Source organism: Hassallia byssoidea VB512170 (assembly GCF_000817785.2).
In the GTDB taxonomy this organism is placed as follows: domain Bacteria; phylum Cyanobacteriota; class Cyanobacteriia; order Cyanobacteriales; family Nostocaceae; genus Hassallia; species Hassallia carrinoi.
In genome coordinates this window covers 18,433-30,837 of sequence record NZ_JTCM02000079.1, presented here as the reverse complement: position 1 = coordinate 30,837, position 12,405 = coordinate 18,433, and the positions used below count along the sequence as shown (strand labels likewise).

11 protein-coding genes are annotated in these 12,405 nt (G+C 41.6%); 2 read left to right on the top strand and 9 right to left on the bottom strand.

What is annotated here, in order from left to right:
- Positions 1–158: 158 nt before the first annotated feature.
- The gene (locus tag PI95_RS24970) at positions 159–635 is read left to right on the top strand and encodes a transposase family protein (RefSeq protein ID WP_336507620.1); all 477 of its coding nucleotides are present in this window, start codon (positions 159–161) and stop codon (positions 633–635) included.
- A 181-nt stretch (positions 636–816) separates the two neighbouring features.
- On the opposite strand, the gene PI95_RS24965 is transcribed toward PI95_RS24970, so the two are convergent.
- From PI95_RS24965 to PI95_RS24950, 4 genes are all read right to left on the bottom strand, one after another.
- Positions 817–1,152 carry a hypothetical protein gene (locus PI95_RS24965; RefSeq protein WP_163519176.1) on the bottom strand — a complete coding sequence of 112 codons (336 nt, stop codon included), beginning with the start codon at positions 1,150–1,152 and terminating at the stop codon, positions 817–819.
- Positions 1,153–1,187: 35 nt separating this feature from the next.
- Positions 1,188–1,343, bottom strand: a complete 156-nt coding sequence (locus PI95_RS24960; RefSeq protein WP_163519175.1) for a GNAT family N-acetyltransferase — start codon at positions 1,341–1,343, stop codon at positions 1,188–1,190.
- 210 nt (positions 1,344–1,553) lie between these two features.
- Positions 1,554–1,712, bottom strand: coding sequence for a hypothetical protein (locus tag PI95_RS24955; protein ID WP_163519174.1), 159 nt, complete (start codon positions 1,710–1,712; stop codon positions 1,554–1,556).
- Between the two features lie 134 nt (positions 1,713–1,846).
- Positions 1,847–2,026: a hypothetical protein gene (locus PI95_RS24950; RefSeq protein ID WP_163519173.1), complete on the bottom strand. Its 180-nt coding sequence runs from the start codon at positions 2,024–2,026 to the stop codon at positions 1,847–1,849.
- A 15-nt stretch (positions 2,027–2,041) separates the two neighbouring features.
- On the opposite strand from PI95_RS24950, the gene PI95_RS24945 reads away from it, so the two are divergent.
- Positions 2,042–2,263 carry a hypothetical protein gene (locus PI95_RS24945; protein WP_163519172.1) on the top strand — a complete coding sequence of 74 codons (222 nt, stop codon included), beginning with the start codon at positions 2,042–2,044 and terminating at the stop codon, positions 2,261–2,263.
- Between the two features lie 23 nt (positions 2,264–2,286).
- On the opposite strand, the gene PI95_RS24940 is transcribed toward PI95_RS24945, so the two are convergent.
- From PI95_RS24940 to PI95_RS24920, 5 genes are all read right to left on the bottom strand, one after another.
- Positions 2,287–3,792, bottom strand: coding sequence for an aspartate aminotransferase family protein (locus PI95_RS24940; protein WP_039737030.1), 1,506 nt, complete (start codon positions 3,790–3,792; stop codon positions 2,287–2,289).
- A gap of 150 nt (positions 3,793–3,942) precedes the next feature.
- Complete coding sequence (locus tag PI95_RS24935) at positions 3,943–4,704, bottom strand: class I SAM-dependent methyltransferase (RefSeq protein WP_039737031.1); 762 nt, start codon at positions 4,702–4,704, stop codon at positions 3,943–3,945.
- A gap of 116 nt (positions 4,705–4,820) precedes the next feature.
- Positions 4,821–5,750 carry a cupin-like domain-containing protein gene (locus PI95_RS24930; RefSeq protein ID WP_039737032.1) on the bottom strand — a complete coding sequence of 310 codons (930 nt, stop codon included), beginning with the start codon at positions 5,748–5,750 and terminating at the stop codon, positions 4,821–4,823.
- Positions 5,751–5,922: 172 nt separating this feature from the next.
- Positions 5,923–6,795: a TauD/TfdA dioxygenase family protein gene (locus PI95_RS24925; protein WP_039737036.1), complete on the bottom strand. Its 873-nt coding sequence runs from the start codon at positions 6,793–6,795 to the stop codon at positions 5,923–5,925.
- A gap of 143 nt (positions 6,796–6,938) precedes the next feature.
- Positions 6,939–12,362 (bottom strand): type I polyketide synthase, encoded by a 5,424-nt coding sequence (locus tag PI95_RS24920; RefSeq protein WP_039737038.1) that lies wholly within the window; start codon positions 12,360–12,362, stop codon positions 6,939–6,941.
- Positions 12,363–12,405: the final 43 nt, after the last annotated feature.

Genomic DNA, 12,405 nt, shown 5'->3' with positions numbered 1-12,405 from the left:
ATCTGCCGCACTCTAGCAGTATTTCATTCTATAGGTTTTTAGTCTTTACCACTGGCTGCTCAACTCTCTAGCAAATTTTGCGGTTCTAGAAAAAAACACCAGCGACTACGAGATGGTTAAAGAAATTTTAACAGAATTTGAACTAATAGTAAATAGTTGTGAGCAGCCTAGAGAGCGACAAGCGCGAGTATGAAGAGCAGAAAAAGTATTACTCTGGGAAGAAGAAAAATCATACAATGAAAAACCAACTTATCGTTTTACCAAACGGGGATGACATTGTTGATGTAGTAGCAGGTAAACCGGGACCGAAAAGTGACATAAATTTGTTTAGAGAATGCCAAAAAGGATTTGACCCCAGACAAAGGTTCAACGGCGATAAAGGTTATGAGGGAGAATCATCAATTAAAACTCCCAAGAAAAAGCCGAAAAAAGCTGAACTAACCTTGGAACAAAAAAACCAAAATAAAGAATTAGCATTATCACGCATATTTGTCGAACATTTGATTCGTATAGTGAAAATATTTCGAGTTGCTTCTGAAAGATTTAGATTGAAACCAGAAAAATACGAACAAATTATTATGACGATATACGGACTTGTAAGATTGCGGATCGGAACATTAGTTTTACATATATAAAATAATGAATTTTACCCTCATGAAATGAGCGTGTATAAAGACTGAATTTTGGCTGATTATCAACAGTAACTGTCTCAATACCTGATTTTTGCGTTGAGACTGGCTAACGTTTGCAATTGGCGATCGCATATCGAAAGCCAGTTATGGAGCAGTGTTAGCATTTTCCGGAAATGTCTAATACCTATGAATGACCTGTGTCTTTACCAGCGGATGTTTGTACCTGCACAGGTTCGTAAACTGGAATATCGAACAAAAGTGTATTTTTACAGAACTTTTGCCATTCAGGTGTTATATTGTCAAAAATGATATTTTCATCCTTAAAAATACCATCTGTGACTACATAGTTTTCTTGTAGATAAAGAAAGTCATCATCAGTCAACACCCTATTAACTTCGACTTCCTTACCATCGACTTCTTGCTTTTCTTTTCTGGTATTTTCAGCACGCTCTGTCCACTGACTGAACTCACGTAATTTTTTGAGTGAGTAAGCTTTGCAGTACTTTCCCATTGTTGCCATAGTTTTACTTCCTTTATCCAGTCAAAAAGTATGGGCTAAACATCCTTAACGTAGGAAATCCAAGTGTAGAGCTTATAAAAGCCAACGGATTCGTAAAGCTGCAAAGCACCATTCGGGTTATAAAAATCGACTGACAGCTTTGCCATATCCATACCAGCAGCTTGCAGGTGACGCATTCTAAAGAGCAACATTGCACGTCCCAGCCCCTGCAAAAACCCATCGCCTTATGGGGACAGCCTTCAACGCCCATAAGGCGATGGGTGGTTGCGGATCTATTAAACGAACGCTTGTGCCCCATAAGTCGAGTGTCAGGTGTCGCCCTATCCGGCGAAAACCACGTCTTGTACCGAGTTCGTCGATCCAACCTTCGTTGTGTCCGGTGCTTTGTATTACTCTCTGGGTTAATTATGCACTTGCAGCAGGCTGCTTGCATTGCCATCAGGAGCGATCGCCACCAGATCCAAATCGGGTCTGTATGCGGGGTGACTTTGCAGGTATTTGTAATATTCAACCGTTAAATCAGAGTGATTCCACTCGTCGATAAACGTCTGATTGTACATTTCTACCCATGCTTCGGCATCCTGTTGAGCTCTAACTTGGCATCATTGTGAAACTTGCTGGTAACTGCGGTTCTGAGATGGGTTCAAAAAGCGATCGCTTCATTGTCAGCAAGTAACGCTCAGACTTGAAACCACTACTTTCTGTGCAGAGCAATAAAACCTGCTTTGTCATCACGAGCGTCAGCACGCACTTTAACACGCACACCCCGCTCTTGCTGAACCTCGTGCATCCGCTCCTCACCCCAGGCGATAATCTGCCTTTCCAAATTACCACTACGGGCGCCCTTGGTGGACGCGGCACGAGAGAAAGCCATCAATGACCTCATCTGATGTGGAAATTTCCAAACGACCAATGCCAATTAGCTTCCCGTCGGCATCTTCCCACAGACGGATATCACGCGCTTTGTCCAGGGATGGATCATCAGATGCCTGCCGCAGTTCAAAGACGGATGCCCCTTGGTTCAGTTTATCAACTGCTTCACAAGCGTTTAGCAGGTCAGAAATCGCCTGTAAATCAGTTTCGCCCTGATAAGAGCGGATTGTTAGACTAATCATCAATTCCTCCGAACAGCTTTCATGTTTTAGCCGATTTGTCAGAGGGACTGGGCAAGAAACCTCCGTCTTGCAGTTCCCTTACACTATCCTTAATAGCCTGAATAATGAAATCAAGGTCTTCATCTGTATGGGTTGTGGATAGTGCATGTAATGACGATCGCAGGTAAACTCCTTTATCGAGAAGGTGATGATATAGTAATAAATTTATCATCTGCATCTTCTCTAAAGAATCCGAATTAGCTTTATAGGCTGAATTTCCAAAACGAACAGAGTTAAATATTGAACCAAAATTCCCAAGTCTGATGGGTATTTCATCAGCTTCAAAGTAAGTATTCAGCGTTTTAACGAACTGCGATGTGCGTTGATTCAACTGTTCCTGAAGGGCAGGTCCTTCACTCTTAAGACGCTTTAGTACAGCTCGTGCAGCAGCCATAGCTAACGGATGCTTACAGAAGGTGCCAGAAAAAAATGTCATTTCTGCCTCTGGCTGAGGATAAGATAAGTCCCCATAGTTCCACATACCACCGTCGATTTTATCCATGTAGGTAGCCGATCCTGCGATGATACCAATTGGCATACCGCCACCGACAATCTTTCCGTAAGTAGCTATATCGGCTTTAATATCAAACCAAGCCTGCGCGCCACCTAAATGAACCCGGAAGCCAGTAATTACTTCATCAAATATTAAAACTATCCCTGATTTTTTTGTCAATTGCCTCAGTTGCTGGAGAAACTCTTGAGGTTGTAAGTCTGGTCGGCTACTCTGTACTGGTTCAACGATAACAGCTGCTAATTCGTGCTCATGCGCTTTTATGATTTCAAGCGACTGAGGATTCACATAGTCTAGAACTAAAACATCAAGAGCAACATTTGGTGGTACTCCTGGATAACCTGGTACTGAATGTGGATAGCCGTCTGCTTTTTCTGCTTTAACTAGAGTGCCATCAGAATGCCCATGATAAGAGTCTGAAAACCGAACAATTTTATAGCGACCTGTTGCTGCTCGTGCCAAGCGTATTGCTGTCATTACAGCTTCTGTGCCTGTATTACTAAAGGTCACTCGCTCCATCCCCGTTAGTTCACTGACTAACTCAGCAACCTCACCAGCAAGATCTGATTGTGGTCCGAAGTGTATGCCTTGTTCAAGTCGCTGTTCCAGAGCTTCCTTAATAAACGGGGGGTTGTGACCAAAGAGATTCACCCCAAACCCCATTACTATGTCTATATATTCATTGCCATCGATATCCCAAACTCTAGAACCCAAAGCGTGCTTACCAATAACGGGATAAACCATCTCTTTCACGAGAGGGTAAAATCCTTCTAAACCTCTTGGGTCAGCCAGAACCGGACGATAGGCTTGCGTGAGTTGTTTTGAGGTTTTTGTGCGCTTGGTATAGCGTGCAATTAAAGTTTCTAAATGTTTCTGTTGACGGCAATTCGGACTTTCTGCTGATATCTGTTCGGGAGATTGTATTGAATTAATCTGCGGCTGAGTTTCTTGGAAGTTAGATTCTTTGCTTTTCATAAAATTGTATGTTTATTGACTTTAATGGAAAAAATGGCGATTCACAAGGAGGAAGGACTTTTCCTACCTCTTTGGCTGTAGCCTGGTCTACGTCACAGTTTATAAAGATAGACAGCAATAATGAATTTACGGCAAATTTATACTGAATATTCAACTTGGTTTACGACAAACAAAGCAGACCATATCAGCTTCTGGAATTAATCCTAAATCAAGTTGTAAATCATAGACAATAACTTTTGTAAAGCCGACCTTCTCTAGAGATGACTGGACTTCATCCTTTGAATAACTCATGAGTGAAAAACTAGTGTCTAGGCGTTTCCAGCAATCTCTTTCTGTTAATTGAAATGTCGTTACAAAAACTCGACATTCTTTGCTTTCTGGATGATAAATGTTTTTCATAGCCCAAGCATAATCATCCTTAACATCGCCTAATACACGATTGTTTAAAGTGGAACTATATGCATTTTCTAGACGTAAGTCGAATACAAATACACCGTTGCTATGAAGTGCGTTGTATACATTGTGAAAAGTATCTGTTAACTCTTGCAAATTCAGAATATGATTAAAACCCAAACCCATTGAAGAAACTGCATGGAAAGTAGGCGGCAATTGAAAGAAGCGCACATCGCTAAAAATAAATTTACAATTAGGTGCATTATGACGAGCATATTGCAACATTCTCTGGGAGCGATCAATTCCAGTCACCTGATAACCTTTATTTAGCAGCCATTGTGACAGTTCCCCTGTGCCACAACAGAGGTCAAGGATATTCGCTTTCTCAGGAATATAAGGTAATAGTAATTTTTCTAAGGTTGGCAAGGCTATTTTGTTGTAACTTGGTCCCAAAGTCTCGTTATATATTCGGGCAAATGGTTCATCAAATTTGTTATAGCTAGTTGCTGAAGAAGGCATAAAAGATTTATCCTTGCTTTACGTGTTGCTTTGCAAGCCTATCATTGCCAATGTTGCGGAGAGAGCCGAAAGACCTCTGTTGTTTTATCTTAAGTATGTGTCTTTTTCTTCTAGTGTTAGAGCAAACCAACAGTTAATAAAACTCTGCCCAGAAACGGAAATTTCACAATTAGCGGAAAAAGATGACCTTTTATTGGATTCCGCTCTAAAAAACCTTGACGAACTAAATCATAACTCCATTCATTCATCGTGTTGATAGCCAAACCGATTGTGTTTTCGAGGTTTTTTAGATGATGCCACCAATCCGGCGGTATGTAGAGCATTTCTCCCTTATTTAGTATGCATTCCACTGGTTTGGCATTGGCGTAGAGTGGAAACTTTTGTAAGTCCGGGTTAAAGCAGTCAACTTGACCTTCGTACAAATATTTTTCTTGATCTGGTGACAACAATACCACTTGCTTCTGCCCAGAAATCACTGCAACCCATGCATTATCATGACGGTGATCGCAGTGAAGACCTACCGATGTATTTTTCTGACCAATCTGGATGTCATAGGTATCGTTGATATATTTTTTAAAAATTTCTAATGGGATTTTTCTATACCAATCGTTGAAATATATTGGATCTTTGCAATCTTCCCAAAGTTCGGGGTGATCGCCAACATGGAATTCCGATAGGTAGAGCAATTTGTCACAAGTACCACTAGTTATGACATCTATATAATCAGCAATATTCATTGACATGTAAGTTCGACCCCACATCTTAGTTTCAGCCTTATAATCCAATACAAAAGCCTCGTATGAGCCGTACTCTGACTTGAAGAAATCCATATTCCACTTCGTCAAAGCTTTCCAGTTTTTCATCGCATCAGTGATGATGACAGGCTTTCCAACAGATGCGTACTCCCGAACAAACTCTTCATACGAGAGGTTACTGCGACGTTCAACAGAATCAACTGGCGTCCATATCAACTTAGATTTGTTATTGTACCGCACAGATTTGGAATAGCTAGTTTGGGAATAGCTAGTTGCTGAAGACGAAGACATAAAAGGTTTCTCCTTGCTTAATAAACGTCACTTGCTTCAACGGGGGGAACCCCACGCCAGGTGCCTCAACGGGGGGAACCCCCGCACGGCACTGGCTCCGCAACGCAGTGACTCCTAATGAAAAATGACAGTTTACTCGCGTTAATGTGCAAGTTAAATGTGAAAGAGCTTATTAAAACTTAAGGTTACTTAGGGTAGTAAAAACTTGCCGTCGGTTATCGTTAAATGCTCCACGACCGTGTAGAAATCTTGAATTATCCATCATCACTAGATCGCCTGCTTGCCACGGTATCTTCTCCGTTAACTTGTCGAAGATTGTTTCAATTTCGTCAGCGACTTCATCAGAAGCTCTTGAACCGTCATCAAAAATTGCTTCTTCTGTTTTTTTCTGATATACCCAAAAGTGATTGGCAAATGCATTTTGGTGACTATATTTGTTTTTTACCACAGCTGAACAAGTATATTCGACAGAAACAGTTTTATCATCGTTAAACTGATAACTTACACCGTCAAGACTGTCCAAGATTCGCTTCATATCATCTATAGTATTAGCATTTGAACCTAAAATTTTCTTCAATCTCTCAACCGGAATCTTATTATAAGAAAACTTTAGTTGCTTGGAAAGAAATAACTCTTTCGACTCTTGACTTAGTTCCTCCCACACTCGGACACCATCCCAAAATAAAGTTTCCCCTTCTTGTTCGGCTGGGACAGTACAGCAAAACCAAATAACATCAGGTCGAAAGGGAAAACAAGAATTTTCACTATGAGGAATAAGACTATCTGTCCCGCCATCTACAAAGTTGACAAACTTGTCAGAATCAATGCTTACTTTTGTAAAGTCTATGATATGTCTGTCACTAAATCGTTCTGAAAAATCTTTCATCTGTTTGGGAGTTACCCCAAAACCTCGAAAAAGAATAACCCCAGATGACTTGAATAGCTCCATAGTCTCTGCTATGGAGAGGTCAAAAATATTTTGGCAATCACTACTATATAGTATCTTTCCTGTGCTAGTGCCTAATGCTTCGATTTTACTGTTCATCGGATGAATCTCTCTGATTTTTTAGGATTTGTCTGTTCATTTTTTAAATAAAAATTACTGTTAAAATAAAATTTAAAAACTATCCAATTTACAAAAAAGTTATAAACAACGATATTTTCTATTTTGGAAAACCTCTGTTTTCTTTAGGTTTGATTTAGAAAAAGATTCAACTGCTCAACCACAACTTGTATATGAGGCTTGGTAATGATTGTGTAATGATTGGCAGGGATAGTAATAATCTCTATTGGTTCACATGAAAGTCCACCCCAAATTAAAGTGGGATTATGAAAATCATTAGATACTTCATCGCTAGCTTGAAAGTATACAATTTGGTTTGGATAAACTTGTGGTACATAACTCTGTAGAGCTACTACGTTACTCTTAAAAACATTCAGAAGACAACGAAGCTGTTGAAGTTCAAAATCCGGAGGTAAGAGGTTAGCTATCCTTGCTTGCTTTAAAAAATAGTTCAACTGCTCGTCCCGCGTAAGTCCCTGAAGTTGGTCAACCGAACCCGATAGGTTTTTCCCAGCAGACCGTGCCATATCCATAGCAAAATCGACTAATATTTTCACATCGTCGTAGTCATCAATCTCTGCGGTTTGATTGTTGAGAACTGGTGCTGGGCTGTCTAGCATGGCAAGCATGGCAACTCGATCGCCATATCTTTGTAACTGAGTTGCCATTTCAAAAGCTACAACGCCACCCATAGACCAACCTCCGAGAAAATATGGACCATTCGGCTGAATCTCGCGTAGTGCTTCAATATACTGGGTCGCCATATCTTCTATTCGGGTGTAAGGCTCACATTCCCCATTCAAACCTAGTGCTTGCAGCCCGTAGAGTGGTTGATCTGAACTTAAATGAAGTGACAATTCGTAGTAGCAGAGAATATTCCCACCTACTGGATGGACGAAAAACAGAGGTGGCTTGGAACCCTGAGGTTGAATTGCGACTAAAGGAGACAAGGTCTGGTTATTAGCTTGCTCGTGCAGAATATTCGCTAGATGTTTGATAGTCGCTCCCTGGAAAAGGGCAGATAGTTGAATATTTTGCCCCAACTGTTTCTTAATTTTTGCCATGAGGTGTACAGCCAAAAGTGAGTGACCTCCAAGCTCAAAAAAGTCGTCGTGAATGCCTATCTGCTCAATACAAAGAATTTCTCGCCAAATGTCAGCAAGGGTTTGTTCAACATGAGTGCGGGGAGCAACGCAATCATTTCCCAGATTGGGGCGGGGATGGAATATTCTGGCAAGACTTGTTGATGCTAATTCCTCTTTTGTGTCCCCAGCAAAAGAGGTCTGCTCAATATCACCTAATAAAGATTCTAGCTTAAGCCATTGGTCGAATCTAGCTTGTAAATCTCCTGTGGAGACAACAACTTGAGTTATTTTATCACTTGTTAAGATACGTTGAAAAGCTTTTATACCTTCTTCTGGTGTGATGAATAATTCAGCCAATGTTGTTCTATTAGCTGTATTTTGTTCTTCTCCAAGTTGCCAGCGATCGCAATTAACACTAATCCAGGGGACGGGATTTGTTTGATTTTGCTTGTGAGCAAAACTATCCATAAAGATGTTCGCTGCTGAATAAGCGGCGTACCCTAACCCTCCCAAAATCGATGATAAAGAAGATATCAACAGATAAAAATCAAGCTCTCTCCCTTGTAAAACTTTTTCTAGTACGAATAGTCCATTAGCTCTTGATTTAAATTGACACTGGTAATCAGTTTGATAAATTTCTTGAATAGATTTTTGTGAGTTGTCGCCGACAATCTCTGCTGCGTAAATAATACCATGTATGTTGCCAAAGTGATTTGTGACAAATGCGATCGCACTTTGCATCTGTTCAAAGTTGGTCACATCCGCGCTCAAAACTAAAACCTCGGCTCCTAACTCCTCTAACGCTTGGACTTTCCTAATTTTGCGGCTCACTTCATTCTGGTCATTATGAGTTGCCAGCCACCCTGACCACTCATCTTTTTCAGGAAAACTATTGTGTCCAATCAAGACCAGCTTTGCCTGCATCTGAGCTAAATACTCCGCCAGTATCAGTCCAATATTTCCCAGACCCTCAGTAATTAGGTAAACTCCGCCGTTGCGTAATCTTGATGTTTTTCCGTTAGCTTCTGACAATCGCACTGGCTCAAAAGTTTGCACCCAACGATTCAAACCACGGTAGGCAATAACCAACTCAGAAGATTTAGTTTGTAGCTCGTCTAGCAAATAATCTACAAGTTTCTCCTCTTGCCAACTTCCTTGCCGTGGAAGAGCAATATCAATACTACGACAGCTGATGTTTGAGTATTCTTGAGGAATGACTTTAACAAGTCCGAGTACAGTCGCTTTCTCTGGGCACAACATTTCTTCTGCTGTCACTGACTGTATGTTGTTGGAGACAACCGTGATTTGAAATTCATCAGTCCAATTCTGTTTTCCAAGTGCCTGGGTGAGAAACAGCAGGCTGTAGAATCCCAAATATTGAGCGCTGTCAAAGCATTCAATTTCTGATTCTGCACAGTCGTCTGGTGTGACACTCCATAAATGAACAATTGTCTTGGGGATTTTGTTTTGTGCTACAAGTTCATTGAGCAACGCATCGTAATCATTACTTTGTCTTGGATTAAGGGTATATAGGCGATCGCTTAGTTTGGAGAATTTTGATCCGATCTGGATTGCGATCGCATCCTGACCTTGCTGTTCCAGTTTTTTCACCAGTTGAGAACCCAAGCCGCACTCATCAATAAACACAAGCGTGCAGGACTTTTGCTCTGCCAAATCTCCTTTACCGAGCAGCCTTGGAGGTACGGATTGCTTCCAAAAAGGTAGGTAAAACCAGTCGGCAATATCTGACTTTTTACTCAGTGATACTTGCGTAGCGGGGACATCGCGTGGCTGTGCTTGTCGCGAAATCCAGTAACGCTGACGTTCAAATGGATATGTTGGTAAGGGGATGCGATGACGCCGTTCGTTGGCGTAAAAACCAGACCAATTCACCTGAACTCCAAAAAGCCAGAGTCTACCTAAAGTTTTAAGTAAAAATGCTACATCTGACTGTTGCTCCTGGGGATGCCGTATTGAAGTCAGCACCACTGGTTCCAAATTATAATGTTGTTTGGCGAAGGTACTTAATGTCCGTCCGGGACCAACCTCTAGCAAGATTCGCTCTGGTTCTTTAAGCAATTCAGTCATCCCTTCACTAAAGCGTACAGTTTGCCGTAGATGCCTTGCCCAATAGTGAGGGTCTGTTGCTTGTGCTGTGGTAATCCAAGTACCAGTGACGTTGGAGATAAATGGAATTTTCGGGGGATTAAGCTTGACTTTTTGTATATATTGTGTATAAGGTTCGATGACGGAATCCATCATTTGGGAATGAAAGGCATGGGACGTATGCAGCTTTCGACAGCCTACATCTTTCTCCAGTAGTTGATGATGTAATTTATCGATCACCTCTGTCGAACCAGAAACAACACATAAGGAAGGACTATTGATTCCTGCAAGAGAAAGCTCTTTTCCAAGCAGGGGTTGCACTTGTTGAGATGAAAGTTGAACGGAGAGCATAGCACCTTTTGGAAGTTGCTGCATCAGTCGTCCTCTGGCAGCTACTAGCGCTAAAGCATCTTTGAGAGAGAAAACTCCAGAAAGAGTTGCAGCCACATATTCCCCAATGCTGTGACCAATCATCGCTTCTGGACGCAAGCCCCAAGCCATCCACAATTTGGATAAGGCGTACTCAATGACAAATAGCGCAGGCTGGGTAATAGAAGTTTGTTTTAATTGCTGTGTAGCTGTTTGGGTTTGTGCTTCGCTGGGATAGAGAATATCTCGTAAATCTAGCCCTAAGTGAGGTTTTAGTATCAGGCAGCAGCGATCGACTTCCTCAGTAAATTTGGGTTCGTGGTACAATTGCCGAGCCATATTCACGTACTGCGCTCCCTGTCCAGGAAACATAAATACGACAGGGCGATCGCAGGGCTGCTGGTAGTGGGTGAAAACTCCTTGAGGATCGAGAGAATGCAATGCCTCAACTGCATCATCAATTGTCTCACACACCAGTATCCGGCGATGGTTGAAAGTCTGACGACCAACTTGGAGAGTGTAAGCCACATCAGCCAGGTTTAGCTCTGGATGCTGCTGAAGATGATTTGCCAGATTCACCGTAGCTGTTAAGAGTGCTGATTCCGTTTTGGCAGAAAGAACTAACAGCTGATATTTCCTCCCCTGCTCCAGAAATAGCTCCTCCACAGGGGCTTCTTCAACAATCACATGGGCGTTGGTTCCACCAAAACCAAGAGAAGTGACCCCAGCTCGACGAGGAATTCCGTCCGATTTCCATTCTGATAGTGCGCTATTAACATAGAAGGGACTGTTAGCAAAGTCGATCTGCGGATTGGGTTGCTCACAATGTAAGCTAGCTGGTATTTGTTTGTGTTTGAGAGCCAGAATTGTTTTAATTAAGCCCGCAATACCAGCAGCCGCATCCAGATGTCCAATGTTGGTTTTCACTGAACCGATAGCACAGAAACCGCGCTTGAGTGTACTGGTACGAAAAGCTTTTGTCAGAGCTTTAATTTCTATAGGATCGCCTAGGGGTGTTCCTGTCCCGTGTGCTTCTACGTAAGTGATAGTCTCGGCTTCTACCCCAGCAGCAGCTATGGCTTCTGCAATGACATCCGCTTGACGTTCTACACTGGGCGCTGTGAATCCAGCTTTCAAAGAACCGTCATTGTTGACGGCAGAACCTTTAATTATTGCATGAATGCGATCGCCTTCAGCAAGAGCATCCTTTAACCTCTTGAGAACCACAATTCCTACACCGCTACCAAAAATAGTTCCCTTTGCCTTAACATCAAAAGCGCGGCAGTGTCCGTCAGGAGACAAAACCCCATCTTCTTGATAGAGATAACCACTTTTTGGTTGCATATCTAATATCGAAATGCCACCCGCCAAAGCTATATCACATTCGTAATTGAGCAAGCTTTGGCAGGCAACGTGGACGGCAACTAAAGAAGTGGAGCAGGAAGTTTGAATTGCATAACTTGGTCCAGTTAAATTTAATTTGAAAGAGACGCGCATGGGAAGATAATCGGGATGATTTCCCAGGCTAATTTCCACATCGCTGACTGATTCTCTAATATTGGAGTTTGAATAAATATTGAACAAATAATTACTCATAGTTGAACCAGCGTAAACCCCTATTGAACCAGAGTAAGTTTGGGGGTCATAGCCAGCATTTTCAAGTGCAACACACGCACACTCCAAAAAAATGCGGTGTTGGGGGTCCATAATTTCAGCGTCCCTAGGGTTATAGCCGAAGAATGACGCATCAAACAAATCTATATGTTCTAGTGGAACTGCTGCTTTTACATAGTTGGGGTCACTTAGCGTAGCAGAGTCTATCCCCGCAGACTCTAATTCTTGAGCAGAAAAAAATGAAATTGATTCTACTCCGTCTCGTAGATTTTGCCAAAATTCTTCAATATTCTGTGCTTTAGGAAATCGCCCAGATAGACCGATAACAGCTACATCTGCTTCATCTACGTCATTAATTTTTTCTATTTTATTCATAAAAATTTATATTTTTATTATTTGATTGTTGTTAAAATTAACT